General features: G+C 28.5%; 13 protein-coding genes. 3 read left to right on the plus strand and 10 right to left on the minus strand.

The window, feature by feature from the left end:
* Positions 1 to 727 precede the first annotated feature (727 nt).
* A complete protein-coding gene (rsmD, locus tag ERCIPICE3303_RS00690) occupies positions 728 to 1,291 on the minus strand; it encodes a 16S rRNA (guanine(966)-N(2))-methyltransferase RsmD (RefSeq protein ID WP_157990842.1) in 564 nt (187 codons plus the stop codon).
* A gap of 342 nt (positions 1,292 to 1,633) precedes the next feature.
* On the opposite strand from rsmD, the gene ERCIPICE3303_RS00695 reads away from it, so the two are divergent.
* Positions 1,634 to 1,936, plus strand: coding sequence for a hypothetical protein (locus ERCIPICE3303_RS00695; protein ID WP_157990843.1), 303 nt, complete (start codon positions 1,634 to 1,636; stop codon positions 1,934 to 1,936).
* 3,190 nt (positions 1,937 to 5,126) lie between these two features.
* Here ERCIPICE3303_RS00695 and glyS read toward each other — a convergent pair.
* The 3 genes from glyS to ERCIPICE3303_RS00710 all read right to left on the minus strand — a co-directional run bounded on the left by glyS (position 5,127) and on the right by ERCIPICE3303_RS00710 (position 9,154).
* Entirely contained in the window at positions 5,127 to 7,223 is a 2,097-nt protein-coding gene (gene glyS / locus ERCIPICE3303_RS00700; RefSeq protein ID WP_157990844.1) for a glycine--tRNA ligase subunit beta, read from the minus strand.
* A gap of 13 nt (positions 7,224 to 7,236) precedes the next feature.
* Entirely contained in the window at positions 7,237 to 8,145 is a 909-nt protein-coding gene (gene glyQ, locus ERCIPICE3303_RS00705) for a glycine--tRNA ligase subunit alpha (RefSeq protein WP_157990845.1), read from the minus strand.
* Between the two features lie 505 nt (positions 8,146 to 8,650).
* A complete protein-coding gene (locus ERCIPICE3303_RS00710) occupies positions 8,651 to 9,154 on the minus strand; it encodes a stringent starvation protein B (protein ID WP_157990846.1) in 504 nt (167 codons plus the stop codon).
* Between the two features lie 340 nt (positions 9,155 to 9,494).
* On the opposite strand from ERCIPICE3303_RS00710, the gene ERCIPICE3303_RS00715 reads away from it, so the two are divergent.
* Both ERCIPICE3303_RS00715 and ERCIPICE3303_RS00720 read left to right on the plus strand, forming a co-directional pair.
* On the plus strand, positions 9,495 to 9,638 hold the full coding sequence (locus ERCIPICE3303_RS00715; protein WP_157990847.1) for a hypothetical protein: 144 nt from the start codon (positions 9,495 to 9,497) through the stop codon (positions 9,636 to 9,638).
* Positions 9,639 to 9,737: 99 nt separating this feature from the next.
* Entirely contained in the window at positions 9,738 to 9,896 is a 159-nt protein-coding gene (locus ERCIPICE3303_RS00720) for a hypothetical protein (RefSeq protein WP_157990848.1), read from the plus strand.
* A gap of 182 nt (positions 9,897 to 10,078) precedes the next feature.
* On the opposite strand, the gene rpsI is transcribed toward ERCIPICE3303_RS00720, so the two are convergent.
* The 6 genes from rpsI to gndA form a co-directional block, all read right to left on the minus strand.
* Positions 10,079 to 10,471: a 30S ribosomal protein S9 gene (gene rpsI, locus ERCIPICE3303_RS00725; protein ID WP_157990849.1), complete on the minus strand. Its 393-nt coding sequence runs from the start codon at positions 10,469 to 10,471 to the stop codon at positions 10,079 to 10,081.
* A 15-nt stretch (positions 10,472 to 10,486) separates the two neighbouring features.
* Positions 10,487 to 10,915 (minus strand): 50S ribosomal protein L13, encoded by a 429-nt coding sequence (gene rplM / locus ERCIPICE3303_RS00730; protein ID WP_157990850.1) that lies wholly within the window; start codon positions 10,913 to 10,915, stop codon positions 10,487 to 10,489.
* Between the two features lie 4,154 nt (positions 10,916 to 15,069).
* Positions 15,070 to 15,324 carry a class I ribonucleotide reductase maintenance protein YfaE gene (gene yfaE, locus ERCIPICE3303_RS00735; protein WP_157990851.1) on the minus strand — a complete coding sequence of 85 codons (255 nt, stop codon included), beginning with the start codon at positions 15,322 to 15,324 and terminating at the stop codon, positions 15,070 to 15,072.
* 15 nt (positions 15,325 to 15,339) lie between these two features.
* Positions 15,340 to 16,473 (minus strand): class Ia ribonucleoside-diphosphate reductase subunit beta, encoded by a 1,134-nt coding sequence (gene nrdB / locus ERCIPICE3303_RS00740; protein ID WP_157990852.1) that lies wholly within the window; start codon positions 16,471 to 16,473, stop codon positions 15,340 to 15,342.
* A 56-nt stretch (positions 16,474 to 16,529) separates the two neighbouring features.
* Positions 16,530 to 18,815 carry a class 1a ribonucleoside-diphosphate reductase subunit alpha gene (gene nrdA, locus ERCIPICE3303_RS00745; RefSeq protein ID WP_157990853.1) on the minus strand — a complete coding sequence of 762 codons (2,286 nt, stop codon included), beginning with the start codon at positions 18,813 to 18,815 and terminating at the stop codon, positions 16,530 to 16,532.
* 1,841 nt (positions 18,816 to 20,656) lie between these two features.
* Positions 20,657 to 22,060, minus strand: a complete 1,404-nt coding sequence (gene gndA, locus ERCIPICE3303_RS00750) for an NADP-dependent phosphogluconate dehydrogenase (RefSeq protein ID WP_157990854.1) — start codon at positions 22,058 to 22,060, stop codon at positions 20,657 to 20,659.
* Positions 22,061 to 23,102 lie beyond the last annotated feature (1,042 nt).

The following is a 23,102-nucleotide window of genomic DNA, read 5'->3' on the forward strand; positions in this document are numbered from 1 at the left end:
ATGGATATCTATAATATGATTAAATCTTTATTATTTCAATAAATAAGAATCAATTATCTCATGAATTATAGAAATGATTTATATCATAGGTTATCAATATAAAAATTAATTTTCATGTTAAATTATACTTATTATCCAAATAGATAATAAGACTTTAATATTTATATATATAAATCTTTTTATCAAAAATTAGGATTAATATAGTTTGAATCCTTATTTTATTGGAGATTAACCTTGAGATTTAGCAATCTTTATTTAGTGCAATTTTCTAATAAGTCAGATGTTGTAAGATGGATATGTAGTATTACTCTATTTTAGATTAATGAGTTTATTTTAAAATAATTTTTAATTATATTATGTATACGATAAATCTTCGATAAAGAAGTTATCAGAATATTTGATTAAATTAACAAATATTAGCTTTAAACTTTATTTCTATTATTAGGCGTGATTACTCAAATCTCAGTGTATAGGGATTTAATTAAAATCAATGAATTATAAATCAAAATTATTAATTTTATCTAATTTTATTGATTTTTTTGAATTAAGTCTATTCTGTTTAATAGAAGAAGATAAATATGTTTTTTAAAAAACTATGATAAGAAAGAAGATAAAAATATTAATAATATTTATAAGACTCTAATTGGCATATTACTTTTCATATAACGTAAAAATTATAGAATAGTTAAATAAATCTATTTATGAAATAGTAATTTTGTATGATTAATTACTTATTTTGAAGACGTTGATATAATAGAGATTCTACTTGTCCGGTCGTTTTTTGTCGATAGAGTTTCCAATTCTTTGGAACTGCAAGCTCTATCTTGTTTATTTCACTTTCTATGTAAATGAGTGATTCATTTTCTAACCAGGAATTTTTTTCTAAAAGAGTGATTGTTTTTATGATTAGATTATGATGAAATGGTGGGTCAATAAAGACAATGTGATACGGTGTTCCTTTTTTAGATATGTAATGTAGTGAATTTGTATGAACAATATGTCCACTGTTCGCTCCCAGGATCTCGCGATTTTTTAATAATTGACGCACTACTGTTTGTTGTATTTCTAACAGCGTTACGCTAGAAGCGTTGCGTGAAAGAGCTTCAAATCCCAGCGAACCGCTTCCAGAAAAACAGTCAAGACATTTGGCTTGATAGATATCGGACCTTAACCAATTAAAAAGCATTTCACGAATACGATGGGTAGTAGGATGTAATCCAATGCTATTGGGGACAAATAGTTTTCTTCCTCGCCATTGCCCACCAATAATACTTATTTTTTTTTTCGTCATGATCTTATTGTCTTATTAATGATGGTACATGTTTTATCTTTTTAGTTAAAATATAGGATTGTATATGTATATACAATTAGTATATTAATTAGATATGATTGATAGTATTGAGAATAGATGTTGTATAACTTATTATGCAGAAATAATACTTATATGTTAACTTTGTATTCTATTTTTTAGATCAAAGATTCAATTTATTATAGTTTATTTTTTATATGTTTAAAATAAGATAATTGTTATTTATGTAGCTATTCGATCAATAAGAGTCGGTTGAAACTTAATAGTTAATATAGCACTTTTATCTGGATAAGTGTACGTTATTGGATATTATGCGGAGAAAAAGTGATACATAAAGATTATGTAAACTGTGAACGAACGATAGGATTAAGGTATAAAAATACTGTTAGTTTCCGAAAAAAACGTAATAGTAAGATATTAATAATCGCATTATCGATGATTATTCTTATTCAATCTATTTTTATAGGTGTATTCTTTTTTATTATTCCACAACAATCATGTGTCATATCGACAATACCCGCTCATCATGAAAATCAGATAAGTTTACCTCCAAAACCAGAAGAGCGTTGGTATTATATCCAAGAGCTAGAGAAGAAGAAAGTTCATATACCTCTATCTATACGTTAACATGCAGATCCTACAATTATTTTAGTTTACAGATAATAGAAAAGAGGTTGAAAGTTAGAGTAGATGTAAAAGCATTACACTATTAATATTGAAGAATGACTTAAGTGATGTTAGAAACGATTTAGTTTAATGTAGTTTATTACGCATGTTATAGTTTTATAATATAAGATATGAGATATGATCTGTGTACTTTTTCTTTATTATTATTATTTTTGATGAATTACTGCATTAGTTCTAGAAAAGAACAATAATATAATTAGATGTGTTAGTATCAATTATGAAAAGGAACGAGACTAGTAACATGTTTATTTGACATGATTAAGTTTTATCATATTTTTATAAATTAAATAATTAGAATGTAATTTAATTAAATAAAAATTTAGAACATGCTTGTAAAAATAATATATAGTCAGTCTTGAATAAATGAATAAGTAATATATTAGTTATAATTTTATATTTCTATAATAAATAAGTCTTTTATTGATATAGATAAAATATGATGTTGATTGATATTTTAATTTTTTATTCAATCATTTAAGATAAATATCAGAGGTATCTAGAAAATATTCTATTATTATATAGATAATATCTAAAAGAAATCTGTCTTGCATTAACATGCATTCTCCTTTTTTCTAAAGGAATAATGTTTATTTAATTAAATTTAGTAATTTAATTTTTTTATTTAATGTTTTGATGTAGGAACTAAAAATAGGGGAGATACAAACTGTTAGTATTATTCTAGAGTAATAGTAAATTATGTTAAATATATATTAGATTTGAAGGATCCTAATGATTTTAATAAATGTCTATTTTAATTATTTTAAGTGAATTTTATATATCATACAATATCTTATTTTATGATATAAATTTATAATCATTAATTTAGTTTATTAGGTCTAAATCTCAGGATCCATCTGCAATAATCCAGATTATTATTTTAAAACATATGTTAACACTGTTAGATCTTTTATAAAACGTGATAAGAGGTATGTCGGTATTTTATATAGTATTAGTGATATTTAGTATGAAATATATAACATCACGTAGTAGGTTTTTAACTTTATAAAATAATATAGTAAAGTGATTGGAATCAATTCTATTCACGTTTTGTTTTTTTATAGATACTTTAATTAAGTACATAAATAATATTAATTATTAAATAAATTTCATTTCTATATAATATAACGTATAGATAATGTATGTAGTAGAACACTTAATAGGTCACTTAGTATTATTTTATCAAATCGATATTTTGTTATATAATTATTTATAATAGGATTTTTAAAAAAGGCTCTAAATATAGTTTTATATGAAATAATTAATTTTTATTAAAAAAGCTATAATATAAATTATTTATCCTTTTTTATTTGTTATGTGATTATTATTATTTAAGGATGGTTTTTCTGATAGTTTTTATAAATATCAAAATGAATGATTTTATGAGCTTGATTTAGAAATTTTTATATATATAGTTAAAAGATATATATAGGTTTAAAGTTGGAATAAATATGGTATTCTCTAATGTTTGTATTCTTCTATATGAGAAGAATCATAATTAGTATTATATTTGATGATGTTTTTATTTAAAGAATTAGAGATGAATTAATCAGCAATACTATAATTGATAAATTTTTTAATTGAAACAAACAGATAAATGTCAAATGTTTTTATTGTTTAAAACAATTATTGATAATATTTTTTGTATTTATTGATATTTATTTGTTAATCATCTTACAATCATGACTATTATGTAATGATCTATTGTAGATATCATATTTTGATCTATTATTTTTATATAGAAGTAGTATAAAAATTTTCTGTATTGTCTCTGATTATTTTGATAAGTTAAGAAAAATAATATACAATTCTTTCAGAATTATCATGCGTTCATAGTTTTTTCGATGAATTATAAAATTCATTATTTTGTGAAAAAACGTATTATTTGCAAGTTGATAAGTAAATATTATACTCTTGATTTATTAGAATATCTTGAATACAGGTGTATACATGATTTTTTATTTTAATATTAATTGAGGGTTTTATTTTTATAATCATTATGTTTATTAATAAAATTGGTTTTATAACTGATGTATTAGATTTTTCTTATCTCAAAGATCTATATCTTGAATTTTTTATTTTCAATCTAGATAAGTATATAGTTATCTATTTTTATTGATATTTTATGGTTTAGTTCTAATAGTTATTTAATAGTTAAACTAGATGATCTTATTAATGATTCAGATGAAGCAGTGACATTATTATCTAATTGTTATATTTAATTGCATCTATTTATTCCTAAAATAAGGTATTATTATGTTTGATAAACATGGTGCTATTATTTCTTTGTTGAAAATCAGTATTTTTGATTTATCAAACTATCAAATTCATTAAAGATAGATGATTTATTTTTATAGAATTTGTTGATATTGAAAGATTAAAACCTTATCTTAACATCTATGTGAATCGAGTCACTTGCTTCATATCTAGATGAAGATTAATTTATTCTATTTTGGTTACCATATTTAATGATTGTAGAATTAATTTCTAGTATATTTTTAGATATGATGCAGTAGTATGTAATAAGCCTTTAATTTATGAGAAAATAGATTGTAATTGATATTAAAGATTTAATTTTGATAAAAACAACATATATGATATTAGATCAATATAGATAATAGAAGATTATACCATTCTGGTCTTTTAGTTTTTAAAAGTGTAATATAATGATAATATAATATATAAAACAATGACATATAATGATAGATGTAATGATTATATACCTATTATAGACAAGTTGCTAATAAAGATTCATTTTTAATTTGTAAGTTAAAATTTATTTATATACGATGATAAATTTTACTAACAGATATATATCAATTCATATTATAACTGATGTTAACAAACTTAAAACTTAATATTTAATAAAAAGATGAATAAGAAAACTGGAATTCTATTTCCTAAAAGTGTTATATTTCTTTATAAATTATATTTTTTATGAAAACATTATTTATAATAAAACATATCCTAACTAGATAGATCTAGTTTATTCAGAACTTAAATTAATTAAATTTATCTATTTTCATCATGAGTTTTATGACATATTTTAAATTATTTAATTATTTTATTTAATTATATTTATAATATAGAACATAGAATATCTATATTACTAGCTTTTTATTCCTATGAAAAATTATTTTCGTTGACTAATGACAGAAGAGTCCTGAAGTATCGAAAAATCAGCTATATTTAGAAACAGAGAGTGCAGCTTAGATAACAATGTTAGACGATTAATACGTAATTCGTTATCTAGAGAATTAATCATAACCTTATTAAAAAAGTTATCAATGATCTCATGTAGAGAAGCTATTCTAATTAATGCGTCTTGATAACGAAAATCTGCATAGTATAGCGGTAATATATCATATAGAGTGGAAACGTTCTCTGCTAACTGAATTTCTGCTGGTTCTATTAACAAATCTTTATTTACTTTTTTATTTAATAAATCTGTTGTTTTTGCTAAAATATTCGAGATACGTTTGTTGATTGCGGAAAGACTTGTTGCTTCTTTTAGCGTACGAAAATATGTGACTGCATTGATTCGTGAGTCTAGATCTACTAATGTTGTTGGACGACATGTTAATACTGCTTGCAGAGTATCAATTTTATGTCCTTTCTCTTGGTACCATGATTTTAATCGACCTAATACAAAGCGAATTACATCATCTATTGTATTAGAGTTAATGAGTTGGTTTTTATACAGTCTCACTGTCTCTTGAGTTAGTGAATATAGATCAAGAGGTAGCTTTTTCTCAATAATAATACGTAAAACACCAACTGTTGCACGACGGAGGGCATAGGGATCTTTATCATTCTTTGGATAAAGACCAACGCCAAATATGCCTACTATTGTGTCCATTTTGTCTGCAATTGCAAGCGCATATGATGTTAGGTTGGAAGGTAGGCAGTCACCAGAAAATCTTGGTTGATATTGCTCATTGAGCGCGATTGCAACTTCTTCACATTCACCATCTTGACGAGCATAATGCATCCCAATAAATCCTTGTATTTCTGTAAATTCGAATACCATTTTAGTCATTAGGTCACATTTAGATAACAGAGCAGCTCGCTTAGTTTTTTTAACACTTCCTCCAATTGCTATTGTAATCCAGTTTGCTAATTTCTTAACACGTTGTGTTTTATCATACAAAGTACCTAGATCTTTCTGAAATAGCACGTTTTTTAGATGTAGAAGATAGTCTTCTAAACGATGATCACGATCCTTTTTAAAGAAAAATAATGCATCTGTTAGGCGTGAGTGCAGAACTGTTTCATTACCAGAAATAATTTTCTGTGGATCTTTGGATTCAATATTAGTAACAAAGATAAAATAAGATAAAAGCTTTCCTGATTTATCATGTACTGGAAAATATTTTTGATGGCATTGCATAGTCTGCATAAGTGCTTCAGTAGGTATACATAGAAACTTTTTTTTAAACTGTCCTGTTAGAATTACTGGCCATTCTACTAATGCAGTCACTTCTTCAAGAAGTTGGTCACTGATAATGACTGTTCCTCCGATAGCTGTAGCGGCTTTTTGAATTTCTTTTTTTATCAATGCTTTGCGTGAATGATAGTTTGCTTGTACCTTACCTTGTGTGAGCAGTATCTGAGGATACTGGTTAGCATGATTGATGCTAAAGTATGGCATGCCCATAAACCGATGACCATAAGTTATACGCCTAGAGACAACTCCTAGAATATTACTTTCGATCAGCATATCTCCAAGAAGTAAAATTACGCTGTGTATTGGCCGTATGAAATAAATTTTTGATGCACCCCATCTCATAATTTTATGAACAGGAAGCTGAAATAGAGATTCTTCAACAATTGTTGGAAGCAGTGTGTTAACGTGTGGTTTGGTTTTTTTTAAGTAGTATATCAGCCAGCTACCATGATCAGTAATCAGTCGGTCTGCCTGCTCAACTTGAATGCCACAGCTTTGTGCCCAGCTTTTTGCGGCTTGGGTTGGCTTCCCTTTAGAATCAAAAGAAGATTGAATTGTGGGTCCACGTTTTTTTATTATGTGATTTTGTTGTATTGTGCTAAGTTTTTCTACTTGTAAGGCTAAGCGACGCGGTGTAGCAAACCAATGAACTTTTCCATGAATAAGGCCTTCTTTATCTAGTTTCTTAGTAAAGTTGTCTGCAAAGGCTTCCACCAAACTTCGTAGTGTTTTTGGAGGTAATTCTTCAGTGCCAATTTCAACTAGAAAAGTTTGGTCATTCATAGTACACCATGTTTTATTTTTTTTTGCACCGTGGAAATCCTAGTTGTTTTCGGGAGGCTAGATAGGCTTCAGCTACGGATTTAGTTAAAGATCGAATGCGTAAAATGTAGTGTTGACGTTCAGTAGATGAGATGACTTTTCGTGCATCCAATAAGTTAAAGCTATGTATTGCTTTTAGTATCCGTTCATAGGCTGCTAGTGGGAGAGGGGTTTTTAGTTGTAGTAGCTTTTTCGCTTCCTTTTCATATTCTTCAAAAGTCATAAAGAGAAAATTAACATCAGCGTATTCAAAATTATAGGTTGATTGCTCTATTTCGTTTTGGTGAAATAAATCGCCATAGGTAGTCGTACCAAGTGTGTTAGTGCTCCATACTAGATCATAAATATTATCAACAGATTGAATATGCATGGCTAGGCGTTCTAAACCATAGGTAATCTCTCCGGTAACAGGTTTACAGTCTAGGCCACCAACTTGTTGAAAGTAAGTAAACTGTGTTATTTCCATTCCATTAAGCCATACTTCCCATCCAAGACCCCAGGCCCCTAAAGTTGGATTCTCCCAGTTATCTTCTACAAATCGAAGATCATGTGTTGCTAAATCAATGCCTAATGTTCTTAAAGAATTGATATACATATCTTGTATATTTTGTGGCGTAGGTTTGATGATCAATTGAAATTGATAGTATTGTTGTAAACGATTTGGGTTATCTCCATAACGACCGTCTGTTGGGCGTCGTGATGGTTGCACATAAGCTACTGCGGTTGGTTCTGGTCCAACTGCGTGCAGGCATGTCATGGGATGACATGTGCCTGCACCTACTTCCATATCGAGTGGCTGTATGATACTACATCCTTGATCAGACCAGTAGTTCTGTAAAATTACAATTAGTTCTTGGAAGGTATGATTATCAATCTGTGTCATATTAATATTATATACGATATAATAAAGTATTAAACATCACTATATTTGTAGTGATTAATGGTAACATTCATAATATGGCTCAATACGTTGGTTCTAATATTTTTGGTTGAGCATATTAGTAAATACTAATAAATAATATTTTCTAATGGTAACTAAATGTTTAGTCGTATGGAATGATGAGTTGTGTTATCTATAATCTAATCATTTTATTTTTTATTGTTAGGTGATTTATAATTGTACAGTTTTCTATTTTAGTTTGTGAATGAGAAATATAGTTTTTAATAACTTTTTATTTATTATAAAATTTTATTTTTTATGAAATAATTTATTTATACCTTTTATAAGTTAGAAAAAATAATTTTTTACTATTCTTACTTGTTTCAGTAAGGATTTCTCTTATGAAATAGAATATCATATTAGAATAAAGGTGTATTTAATTAATACTAAATAAATATCATTCAATTTTGAGGCTTGGAAGAATATTAGTTATCATAATATAGAAGATTTATTTTATTAGACGTAGAATAGAGGGGTTTTTTACATCTGAAACTGTCTTTTTTTTATCTAGATTCTGATTTGTATGTTTATTTTTAAACGAAGAAACGTTATCAACATCTGATTCGATTGTGACAGGTGAAATTTTACATCCTTTCTGCGATTGACTTACAGTTCGATCTGCATCTTCTCTGTGATTCATAAAATTAGTTCCAATACCGTTTTCAACAGAATAAATTGCTTGAATAGAGATTGGAGGTAATGAAATTGCATGAACAATTCCATTAAAACAGGTATGAAAAGAAACTTTGTCATTCTTGATTTCTAAGTTTTCTACTGATCTTGGTGAAATATTTAGTATTATTTGCCCATTACTTGTATAAGAGATTGGAACTATAATAGAAGGGAAATTAATATTGACTAGTATACAAGGTGTTAGGTTGTTATCAATGAACCATTGATACCAAGCGCGCAACAAATAGGGTCGTTGATCTGTAAATTGAGATTTAATCATGATGATGTTACCTTAGTAGTATGAATGTTCATGTTATGCTTTTTCTGTCTTAGTGAAGAAGAGAAAGAAGAATACGTAAAGACACGGTGTATATAATCTTGTAGATCTTATGCATCAGGTTCTGATATATGAATACCTATTTGAAGTAAACGTAAAAATAGTAGAGCTAGATAGTAATCTAGAAGACTATATTTTTGTTCATAAACAAAAATGAACGTAAAAAGATTTTCTCAATTAATTGTAGTTCTTTCTAGAGTTTTTGTCGTGCAGTTTCTGCTTGAGATCTACATTGTTTTGTACTGTATGCATTTATGCATACCATTTATGCTAAATACGATATATGATCAGTCTGGTTTTAGTTCGTTTTATTGGATATATCGGAAGAACTGGTGTGTATATGGGAATTATGAATCTAAGTATTCCCTACTCATCTGAGATTGATGAGAATTTACTCTCATTAATATGTGTAGGCATAAAGCAATAAGAGGTAAATGGAGCAGGGTTTTTTTAAAGACTTTTCAATTGGTTTAATTTTTATATTGATACTGTTATTACGAAGATTTTTTGAACTTGATAACTAACAATGTCAGTAGGTCCAGAAAATAGTATTATTATTGAACGTTTATTATTAGTAATAGTTATGAAATATTCAGCGTTAATACAAACTATTACTATAGTTCTCTCGATTTTCTTGCTGCTTATTTATGCCAATATTTGGAATAGTGAACATTATTCTACTTAATAATAAAGATTCTTGTATGAGTAGACAAATATTTGTAAAGAAAGAACCATAGTTGATAGTTCTAGTCTTGATCGTAGAGACAAAGAGTTAATGGATTAGGTATATGATCTTTAGTCTACGTTCTATCAATTTAAAATAAAAACCCGGATCACCGGGTTTTTATTTTTAGGTATAAAGCAATATCATCGTTTAGAAAATTGTGGACGACGTCGTGCTTTACGAAGACCGATTTTTTTTCGCTCCACTTGACGAGCGTCTCGTGTAACAAATCCTGCCTTACGAAGTTCACTTCGTAGTGATTCATCATGTGCTATCAAGGCACGTGTAATACCATGACGGATTGCACCAGCTTGCCCAGAAACACCCCCACCTTTGACAGTGATAAATAGGTCAAATTGATGCCTCATATCAAGCAACTTTAGAGGTTGACATACTACCATCTGAGATGTATCTCGACCGAAATATTGTTCTAGAGAACGCTGGTTAATAACAATATGACCGCTACCTGTCTGTAAAAAGACACGGGCGGAAGAGCTTTTTCGACGACCAGTTCCGTATTTTTTATACTCAACCATTGTGTGTCATCCTAATTAAATGTCAAGAGCTTTCGGTTTCTGTGCTGCATGGTTGTGCGTATTTCCTGCATAAACTTTTAGTTTTCGGTACATCTCTCGACCTAATGGTCCTCTCGGTAGCATGCCTTTTACTGCGATTTCAATAACTCGTTCAGGTCGACGGTTAATCATTTCTTCAAAAGAAATTTTTTTAATTCCACCAACATAGCCAGTATGATGATAATAAATTTTATTTTTCCTCTTGTTACCAGTTACAGATATATTTTTAGCATTTAATACAATAAGGTAATCACCTGTATCAACGTGCGGAGTATATTCTGCTTTATGTTTTCCTCTCAGTCGCCTAGCTAGTTCAGTAGCTAGGCGACCTAAGGTTTGATGTGTTGCATCCACCACATACCAGTTTTGGTGTACCGATACAGGTTTAGCGGTAAAAGTTCTCATTTTAACATACACCTAAATTAATTTTTTACGTTAATGTGATCCGAAAGCATTGATAAATCGGTTGGAATTGACAATATGGTTTTACTAGAATATCACACCTGAAATGTAGGTGCGGGTTAGCATATGCTTACCTGATCATATAAATCTTATTTTTTAGATAGATAATATATTATAAAGAATTCGATTATAAAAATCGAATCTTTTCTTTCACTTAATCACTATATCTTAGAATAGCTTAGTTATATAATATCATGTTTCATTAGTGCAATAGCTTTCATGTTGTACTGCCTGAACCTGGTAAGTACAATGTTAATATTCAAACTTTAGTTTTTACCTTAATACATTGCTTATAATTAAGTTTTAGATGAAGTTATCAGCTATAATTATTTTATTACATCGCCCATCAATGAGAGATAGAAAAAATCGAACTTAGTCTTAAGTATTATGAGTTGTGATTGTGACTTTATATAGCAATAAAGTATGAAATAACGTATTAGTTTAATATAGTCATTTGTGACTTTATCCTTCTAAAACATCAGATATAATGACTTATTCTTGTATCCTTTCAGTGATATCTTTTATTCATATCTAGCGATTATAGATTTTTATAGATCTATCTTGTTCAGGATGGTTTCCCTATGTTTCAATAAATATTGTTGTTATTTGATATAATGTTGCAGTATTTAAGGGGGTTATTGAGAAAGGAGCGCGCGGTAATCGATCTCTACGATAATATATCTCTCTATCTATGTTGATAATTTCATAGTTTTCTGAATTATTTCGATTATTTCGTTCGATTTAATATAATCTTCATGATTATGGTATAACATAATGTGGAGAATTGTTGGATGTTATTACCAATGTCATCTGACGTTGAAATAGTATTTTCATTAATCCGATTTATCCGATGGAATTGGAAATATCCAAGATAACAATTTATCGAAACAAAGTGAGTTTATTTCGGTTTGAAACCAGTTGTCAATAAGTTGTATTGAATGAATAGAACCCCATGATTACTATGAGTTTTGATATATTTATAGTATAAAATAATGACAATGTATTCGCTTGTTGTGCTGACTTCGGTTTTTTGAAAGAAGATATCTATCAGCTACATATTTCCGTTTCCGGTTTTACTCCACATCTACTAGCTATTTATTGGTAGAGATGTATTTTTTTTGATTGTACTTTTTAGTTATTTAAGTGTAGTTTTTTAAATCGAAGTATTTAATGAATTTTTATTGGTTTAAGTGTGATAAATATTATTTAAATAAATACTTGTAGAAGTATTTCTCTGAGGTATTAGAACGATAGTGATTATGATTTAGTATTTATTTATCTAATTCTAAAAGAGATGTTATAGATGTGGTATAGTGATATTCCTTAAAAATATATATTGAAAGTTGTTCGATCTAGGTATTGCATCAAAAGATATTTTTATATATGGATGCTATCATTATAGTAATATTAGTTATGTTTTAATGTATTTAGATAATAATTATTTTCTAAGAGATCTTGGAGGTTGATATTTTATTTTATCTGAATAGTTAGTAAAAATGCTATTTTGATAGCCAGGAAATATGTCTAGATTTATACATTTAGCACTAAGAAAGGATACATCCTTATCTTCAATTTATGAATACCAATTTACATAATAAAGCACAAGATCTTTGTAGGATGCTTTATTTTTATGAGTCGGTATAAGAGACAGATTTCAATGAATGTGATTTCGTGTTATGTTATATATAAATTAGTGAGTTGTGCGTTATCTAACGGAACATTTCTTAGATGCTGTATCAATAAAGATTTAGTTTGATTCAGTCAATTTTGTTAAGAATCAAAGAGTTTTTATATTTTACTTGTTTTTCAGGAAAAAAATTAGTTAAAAATTATTGAAATCTAACTATAATCAATGAATTAAAGTAATTTTACTTACTAACTTATATTTTAATAATCTCCAATATGATATTCAAGTTAAGTCTAATGAAGAGATAGAAGGATAATTAATTTTTTAATTGATTATGATCATGATCAACAAGATTCTTTTTATCATAGCATAGAATATAGATTTTATTAATTATATTTGGTAGTAAGAACCAGATAGTTGTATTTATTAAAAAATCAGATTGTACTTGGAGTACATACGATAGAATCTTTTAAGATCATAAAAGATATGAGTCAATTGTATTGAGATAATTCTGTTTGATTAGATTCATAGTAGATATAAGAGTATATGGAATAAAAAATCCTCTTCCTTACAAGAAAGAAAGGTACGTATATTTATATTAATTAATTTCAATTTTTAGTTAGACAGGAGTAGATAAGTAACGTACTGTGCTATTCTTAGTTCATATGGATTTGATTATCCATCAATGATTTTAATAATATAAATTTTCTAAATTCCATGTTATATAAATAGTAATCTTTTATCTATTTAATAACAAAGAATTGCATGAAATAAGTGAAAACAATTAGTGCTATGTTGGTTGTAGTAGATTGCATGAATTATATGTTTTCTTAATCTATTGTATTTACGTATAAGAATCTGTATTAAAATTTAAGTATTATCTAAGATAATTAGTTTATCTGTGATAAAAGGAATGCACATTTTTTGAAAACAGAGTATTCACATAAATAAAGACATTAGAACAAGGATTAATGGATTATGATGATTATCATAATCTGGGAGTTAGTATTTTCTAGATTAGAAATTGGAGTAATAATCGCACTTTTGATAATATATTTGGTAATCAGAAGAGACATTATCAAACAACTCTATAGTGGAAATGAAAAAGCCGAAACACATCAATAAATTTTCAAGAGAGATATTGTAATCATTGAGCAAAGAGTATCAATTAATTAGAGAAACCGGAGTCTAATTATCAGAAATTACATCAACATATAGAAAGAGGTTCAAGATTTTATTTTCTACCTGCTAACCTCACAAGGTTCATCTATATTATTTGGTGTTACTTAAATGAGATAAGGATTAACTTTCTATGTATTTTCATGAGATCGTCTGGAAAACCTTAGGAACTGATTCTTAAGGCAACAATCTTACCTTCCATGACATGGAAAAATCTATATTCTCTACTATTATGAGTTTTTTATTGTTAATTTTTTTTATTTTTCTTCTTCAGCAGGTAGTTTTACTATACTAAATGTAGATTATTATTTATAAGACATAGTTATTACTGTAAAAGAAAGTTAGGAATTAATGATAATTATTGATTTAAAATAATCATTTAAATGTTCATTGAATATTAGTTCAATTATTTGAATGTACATTTAGTTGTCTTTAATAAATTATAGATAAAATTAACTTATTAATTTTATTAATTCAGATTGAATCTTTTAGTCATTATTTAGAGTCTTCTATATAAATTTTAATAAGTAGTATCGAATGTTTTATAAATTCATATAATGAAATATTATTATATGATGATCTGATATTATATTATAGATAATATGAATCTTTGATTGGCTTATTTCTATTGTTATTTTTTGATATATTAGTAGTGGATGGATAGAAGGGCTCTATATTTTAAGATTGAGTGTATTGCTGAAAATATTATGATAATAAAAGAGAGAAAAAATTATATTTGGTATGTATTTAATGTAATCAAGTATTTTTTTGTACTCAAAGATGCTTATATTGTTGTTCTGTAACTGAGTGTAAAAATAGTATTTTAAAACATAAAGCTATTTTAGATAGATAATTCTATTTTATATATGATTTCAGGCTTAGATGTTAGATCTAACATAGGTGAACATATCTTTTTCATAAAAAGATTGCATACATATGCAATTATTTCAATATATATTCATATCTATAAGTATTTTGATTCTATGATAATACTCATATAATCTATTCTGATGATCGTCATTATAGATCAGGAGAAATCTTAAGTATGATCTTATTGGATGTTTCAGGTTACTTTCATTCTTTAGCATATTATAGATATATATAACAGATTTGAGTTTATTAAATTAGTTAATATTACTAAAAAATAATAATGATGAAGTAAATATTATCAACTTTACTATCAAATCTTTTTTTAAAGCTTTATTAAAATTTAAATAGGATTTTCTTTTATCTAAATTAAAATCTATATGATTAATATGTATATTAATTAGATTTACATGTATTTTGAGAATTAACTATATAATTCGATTTCGATATTACCATGAACATGACACAAACAAGGTACAATTTCACCTGGCTTAATACAAGTTAAGGGTAGTATATTATAACTGACTACCCCCTTTAAAAGACGAGCACGACAACAACCGCAATATCCTGCGCGACACTGATATTCAATATATATTTGATATGATTCTATGATGGTTAGAAGTGTGTCATATAAATTATAGTATTGAAGTGTCTTACCAGAAGGACGAATTATAATCATAAAATATGTTATGTTTTACAAACGGAAATCAATAAAATCATCTACATTGACTTCAGAGTCAATTTGACCAACTAGGTAAGAACTGACTTCTGCCTCTTGAGGTGCGACCTGTACGTTATCTGAAACTAGCCAGGAATTAATCCATGGAATAGGATTAGATCGTATTTGAAATGGTTGTTTTAGTCCTACTGCGTTCATGCGAATATTAGTAATATATTCAATATATTGCCAGAGAATCTCTTTATTTAAACCAATCATTGAACCGTTTTTAAATAGATATTCGGCCCACTTTTTTTCTTGCCTTACAGCGAGCAGAAAGAGATTATAGCATTCTTGTTTAGATTCTGCTGCTATTTCTGCCATATCTGGATCATCTAGACCGTTATGTAGAAGGTTTAGAATATGTTGAGTACCAGTGACGTGTAGTGCTTCATCACGGGCAATAAGTTTGATGATTTTTGCATTTCCTTCCATAAGTTGACGCTCAGCAAAAGCAAAGGAGCAAGCAAAGCTGACATAGAATCGAATAGCCTCAAGTACATTTACGTTCATTAAACACAGATATAGTTGTTTTTTCAGTGTTTTTAGATTTACCGTAATAGTATCGCTATTCTTTAATTGATGGACTCCTTCTCCTAAAAGTAGCCAAGAATGAGTCATAGAAATCAGATTATCATAATAACTAGATATGTCCTTAGTACGAGATAGAATTTCTTTATGTGTAACAATATCTTCGAAAATAACTGAAGGATTATTAACAATATTACGAATAATATGTGTATATGAACGAGAATGAATGGTTTCTGAAAATGACCAGGTTTCTACCCATGTTTCTAGTTCGGGAATAGATATGAGTGGTAATAGAGCGATATTTGGGCTACGTCCCTGAATAGAATCCAATAATGTCTGATATTTTAAGTTACTAATAAATATATGTTTTTCATGTTGAGGCAGTGACTGATAGTCAATACGGTCACGTGATATGTCAATTTCTTCTGGTCTCCAGAAGAAAGAGAGTTGTTTTTCTATTAGTTTTTCAAAAATATTATATTTTTGTTGGTCAAATCGTGAAATGTTGACTGATTGACCAAAAAACATCGGTTCTAAAAGTTGATTATTATTTTTTTGTGAAAAAATTGTATAGGCCATGTTATATTCCAAGAAATGAAGGAAGGTGTTCTCTTGTAAGGAGTTACGAGTAAAAGTTAAATTTTACAGGATCCACTTTCGCACCCTTCATCTGGAAGAATTGGGAAACTTGACTCCTGTGAATTATCTGATCCGTCACGAGTATTATGATAATAAAGGGTTTTAATTCCAAATTTATAAGCAGTTACTAAGTCTTTAAGAAGTTGTTTCATTGGAATTTTTCCATCTGTAAAGCGTTTTGGGTCGTAATGTGTATTCAAAGAAATAGCCTGGTCAATGAATTTCTGCATGAGGCCAACTAGTTGTAAATATCCGTCATTATTTGGTATGTCCCATAGCAGTTCGTACTGATCTTTAAGGCGTGTATATTCTGGTACCACTTGACGAAGTATACCATCTTTTGAGGCTTTAATACTGATATAACCTCGAGGTGGTTCAATCCCATTAGAGGCATTAGAAATTTGAGAGGATGTTTCGGTTGGCATCAGTGCTGATAGAGTAGAGTTACGTAGTCCGTATTTTTTTACAGATTCTCGGAGTTCTTCCCAGTTAAGTAGGAGAGGGGTATTGCATAATGTATCTAAATCTTTTTTATATGTATCAATTGGCATAACTCCTTGAGAATAGGTTGTTTCGGAAAACCATGGGCATGCACCTTGCTCAATTGCCAGTTCGTTAGACGCCTTGAGAAGCCAGTATTGTATGGCTTCAAAGACCTGATGTGTTAATATATTAGCACTATTATCAGAATAGCGAACACTGTGTTTTGCTAAGTAATATGCGTAGTTAATTACACCAATACCTAAGGTTCGTCTTCCCATAGCCCCTTTTTTAGCTGCTAGAATAGGGTAATCTTGATAGTCAATTAGTGCATCAAGTGCACGTACAGCTAATCTTGATAGTTCTTGTAGGTCATCGAGGCTTTCAATCATTCCAAGATTAAATGCAGAAAGAGTACAAAGCGCAATTTCTCCATCCTCATCGTTAATATTTTGCATTGGTTTAGTAGGAAGAGTAATTTCAAGACATAGATTAGATTGACGAATAGGGGCAAGAGTTGGATTAAACGGGCTATGAGTATTGCAGTGATCAACATTTTGAATATAGATTCGACCAGTTGAGGCACGCTCCTGCATCATTAATGAGAACAAATTAATGGCTTTCACTCTTTGTTTGCAGATATTGGGGTCTTGTTCGTATTGTGTATACAATCGTTCAAACTCTTCTTGATTTGCAAAAAATGCATCGTATAGACCCGGTACATCTGATGTACTAAATAGAGTGATATCTTCTCCTTGAAGTAAACGTTGATACATTGTTTTATTTAATTGGACGCCATAGTCCATATGTCGGACACGATTACCTTCAACACCACGGTTATTTTTTAACACTAGAAGGCTTTCGACTTCTCTATGCCATAGAGGAAAGAATAGTGTAGCCGCTCCTCCTCGAACCCCCCCTTGAGAGCAGGATTTTACTGCACTTTGAAAAAGTTTATAGAAGGGGATACAACCAGTATGAAAGGCTTCACCGCCACGAATAGGACTTCCTAAAGCACGAATACGGCCAGCATTAATGCCAATACCAGCACGTTGAGAGACATACTTAATAATCGCGCTAGAGGTAGCGTTAATTGAATCAAGACTATCACCACACTCAATTAATACGCAGGAACTAAATTGACGTGTTGGTGTCCGAACTCCTGACATAATAGGTGTAGGTAAAGAGATCTTAAAAGTTGAAATTGCATCATAAAAGCGTTTGATATAGCTCAAACGAGTTTTTATTGGGTAATTGGAAAATAGACATGCAGATACTAAGATATATAAAAACTGAGCACTTTCGTAGACATCACCAGTCACACGGTTTTGAACTAGATATTTGCCTTCTAGTTGTTTTACTGCCGCGTAAGAGAAGTTCATATCTCTCCAGTGATCTATAAAGCCATCCATTTTTTCAAATTCTTCAGTGCTATAATCTGTTAATAGATGCTTATCATATTTTCCCATAGCTACCATGCGTGTGACCTGATGAATGAGTGTAGGGGGTTCAAATTGTCCGTAGGCTTTTTTTCTTAAATGGAAAATGGCTAATCGTGCAGCCATATATTGATAATCAGGTGCATCTTTTGAAATTAGATCGGCAGCTGATTTGATAATGGTTTCATGAATGTCAAATGTTCGAATACCTTCATAGAATTGGATATGAGAACAAAGCTCAACTTGGGAAACGGAGATATTTTCTAGACCCTTCGCGGCCCAGTTGAGAACACGGTGGATTTTATCGAGATCGATATATTCAGTACGGCCATCGCGTTTAGTGACAAATAGACTATGATTCATGTCGATTTTTTACCTGTTCTTAATAAATCATCCCCGTGTTTATTTACAGATATATTGTTGTACATAGCTCTGTATATCAAAACAAATTTAGGGGTAGGATTAATTTTAATGGTATGTTTATAATTTTACTAGTTTTTACCTGGGTAGCACATTGTTATTTCGAGTCACAGTACAGAGTAAATAATATACTTATTGCTAAGATCAATTTTTCCTTTTTGTAGTGATGTGATACAGTGAATCATTATTTATTTGATTTTTCATTCGGGTGTCTTTATTCAGATTAAAGGGGATTGTTGTTAATTGAATTAGCATTTATTAACTATGTGATTACTATAAAATAGTGTTGCATACTATTGATATGATTAAGTTTTATTTAAAATAGGCTAATAAATAAATTGATTTTTTATTAGTTATTTTATATGCTTTTAAGTTTCTTGAACATAATAAGAACAAGATAATTATAGGTTTTTTATCATCTTAGTTATAGTTGGAAGAATGGTCATTAATCTGTTTCCAGTTCATAGAATTTATTATTTTTTTATGTTATTCGATCCTTGTATTTCTGCAATTTTATATCTTTTTATTAAAATTGCGTTGTGACATATATATACAATATAGCAACATATAGATCTATCTTTATAGAAGATAGAGAGATATCATTTTTATTCTTAACTAGGACGTATAACAATCAATATATATTTTATCGTTTGTTGGTAGAGTGTATTGGTAATCCGAATAGACTAGTATATCAAATTAAGATAATTCTATGTTAGTAGTAAGATTTTTGGCATCAGTTGTTAGGTATTATTTTATAAGTTATATATTTGTATTTTTAGATAGCATCTATGTTAGATATTATAATGATTTTTATTTTTTAAGATTATAATATGTTTTTATATAATTTTATATTTTAGAATTATATTTGACTTATTTATAGATAAGAATTGATGTTTTAATAATCATATCAATGATTTAAGTATGATAGTAAGGCTAGACTGTTTAATAGAAAGAAAATGTATAGTATCATATTTGATATAAGTATCTGATTAATGGTGATGTAGCTATTCATAACCACCTATGTCTGTATACATAGAGGGAGTGTGTTAATTATTATGTTCTCATTAGATTTGTAAAGATGACGTGAACTTGTAAGAGATTGAATCAGAGTCTATTCTAGTTTTATAGTAAAATTTTATGTTATATTGATTGAACTAGGTCTAGTATTTTATTAAAATTATATAGAGTGTGTTAACGATTCTTTTCTAACAAGGAATCAAGAAAGTTGTTGAAATCACAATAATTCTTATACCAATTCAGAGCTTGATGATTATGGATTCAATACTCAAATTGTTATTTAGTAATAAGTGGTTAGAAATTTCTAATTATTTAATAATATAAATTGGTCCAGATATCTATTATAATTCATAAATAAATTGAATAAAGGTATTGCATAGTAGAGTTTGTTTTTTTTAAAAAAATTTTCATAATAGCAATTAATAACATTGATGGTGGTATTTATTTTTCTATGAGTACAAGTTTATGGAAACTACACTACATCTGATGAATAATAATAAGTATTATTACATGAATAATATTTAAAGATATTGTATATTTTAAGTCATACTGAGATTTTTAGTATCAAAACTTACCATAAGTTATGTACTTTTATATGCTTAGACTCTTTATATAATTGATAAAACTTGATCTTATCATTTATTTATTTTATTATTCTTATTTTGAAATATAGTGAATAAGAACACTTAATTGTCTATATGTATTATAATTGCTTTATACTTAAGTCTTCTTAATAAGAAGACTTAAGAAGATATAATTGATTATTATTAAATCCATTTGGTATGAAAGAGACCTTCTTTATCTATGCGTCTATAAGTATGTGATCCAAAATAGTCGCGCTGTGCCTGGATTAAATTTGCAGGAAGATTTGCTGAACGATAACTATCATAATAGGAAATAGCAGAAGAGAATGCTGGTACTGGAATTCCGTTTTCTACTGAATAAGAGATGATACTCCTTAGAGCGGTTTGATATTGAGCGGTGATCTTGCTAAAGTAAGGTGTTAATAATAAATTTGTAAGATTTGGATCTAATGTATAAGATTGAGTGATTTGTTCTAGAAATTGCGAACGAATGATACAGCCAGCACGAAAGATTTTAGAAATTTCTCCATATTTTAGGTTCCATTGATATTTTTTAGATGCAGTTTTTAACTGCGAAAAGCCTTGAGAATAAGAAATAATCTTACCAAGATATAATGCACGACGTATTTGTTCAATACATTTTTTTGTATTACCCCCCAATATTTTTAATTTAGGTCCAGATAGTATCTTGGATGCTTCTATTCGATAAGCTTTAAGTGATGACATATAGCGGGCGAATACTGATGCGGTAATTAATGAAAGTGGTTCATTAAGATCTAAGGCGCTTTGGCTGGCCCACTGTCCAGTACCTTTATGTTCAGCTTTATCTAAGATTAAGTCAATAAGATAGTTTCCTTCTTGATTTTTTTTAGTAAAGATTGTGGCTGTTATATCAATTAAATAACTATTTAATTCTCCTTGATTCCATTTGTTAAAAATTTGAGCTATATTTTCATTTTTTAGTTTTAAAGCATGTTTTAAAAGGAAATAGGCTTCAGAAATTAGTTGCATATCACCATATTCAATACCATTATGAATCATCTTAACATAATGTCCAGAACCGTTTGGACCAATATAAGTGATACAGGCTTCACCATGAGATACTGCTGCGATATTACTAAGTATTGGGGCAATGAGTTGATAGGCGTCTTTTTGACCTCCAGGCATAAAAGATGGACCTTTGAGGGCTCCTTCTTCACCACCAGAAATACCAGTTCCGATAAAATTAAATCCCTGACTAGATAGCTCTCTATTTCGGCGCATGGTATCTTTATAGTAAGCGTTTCCACCATCAATTAATATGTCACCATGTTCAAGATATTTCGTAATTCTAGATATTGTGTCATCGGTTGCTTGACCAGATTTGACCATTAGTAAAATACGACGGGGTTTTTCTAGTGAACTAACAAATTCTTTAATTTTATAATATGGAATTAGATTTCTGTTAGGATGTTCTATCATAACTTCATCGGTTTTTTCAGAAGTTCGATTGAATATAGATACTGAATAACCTCGGTTTTCTAGATTTAGAGCTAGATTGCGTCCCATTACAGCCATACCTACAATACCGATTTCTTGCTTTGGCATTCTATTTTCCTCTAAACACAATGATTTTGGGACTGGATGTCTCGGATGTAAACGTATAAACGAATATTTCGTGTGATAAATTTAGTACCATAACATCAGGGTAGCTATTTATGATATTTTAGCATTAAGATGTTAGGTTATAGTAATTTCCATCTATAAAGCTCTATATTACTTTAGATTTTAAAGAAATCTATCTAGACCTATTGTAGTTAAAATAGGATGATAATTTTCTATTAAGATTATAGATGATAATTTTAAATTATATTTTAATAGTTATTTGTAATGGTTTCTTTATATTTTGATTCATTTAAATTTAATAACAAGTTTGTTTTATTTCTGATCATATGATTGTAGATGAATTTATACTATTATCATGATATCCAATATAGTATATGATATATGTTACATTATATATATGGTTTTTGGTATCAATCATTCTTAATGTCAATGGAGTTAGACATTATTGTTCTGTCAATATTTGATGATATAGATAAATATTTATTATGTTTTCAGTAAATTGTTTTATTCTTCCTATTATAAAAAGATGACATGATTGAAATATATGGAGTGCTTAACATTATATTATGAAATATATGATCAAAATTATTTATTTCTGGATGAAATAGTTTTCTATAGTACTATTAATATCATATTTAAGATGAATCATATTTTATTATCATTTTGCATCATTTTTTTGAGAGACAATTTAAGAGAATTGTTTTGTATCCAAGGCCATGATCTAGTGGTGATGGTTCATAAGGAGCGGTGTTTGTACATATCTTTCTTTAATATCTAAAGATATCTAACGTTTTAGGTTATCATAGATAATGTTTGTAAAACTAGTTTCTAATATTGATCTTTATGAATGGCAAGATTATATCATCTGGCATTATGGTAAGTAGAAATAGATTAAATGATATCGGTTGAGGTTTCATCCAGACGAGTTCTAATAGATATAGTTTATTTCGGTGCTTATTAATATTTAGTATTTTGACAAGAAATTCACGAGAAAGAAAGGATATGATACTAACATTGATAATTT

This window comes from Candidatus Erwinia haradaeae (assembly GCF_900699015.1).
GTDB classification, from domain to species: Bacteria; Pseudomonadota; Gammaproteobacteria; order Enterobacterales; family Enterobacteriaceae; genus Erwinia_E; species Erwinia_E haradaeae_E.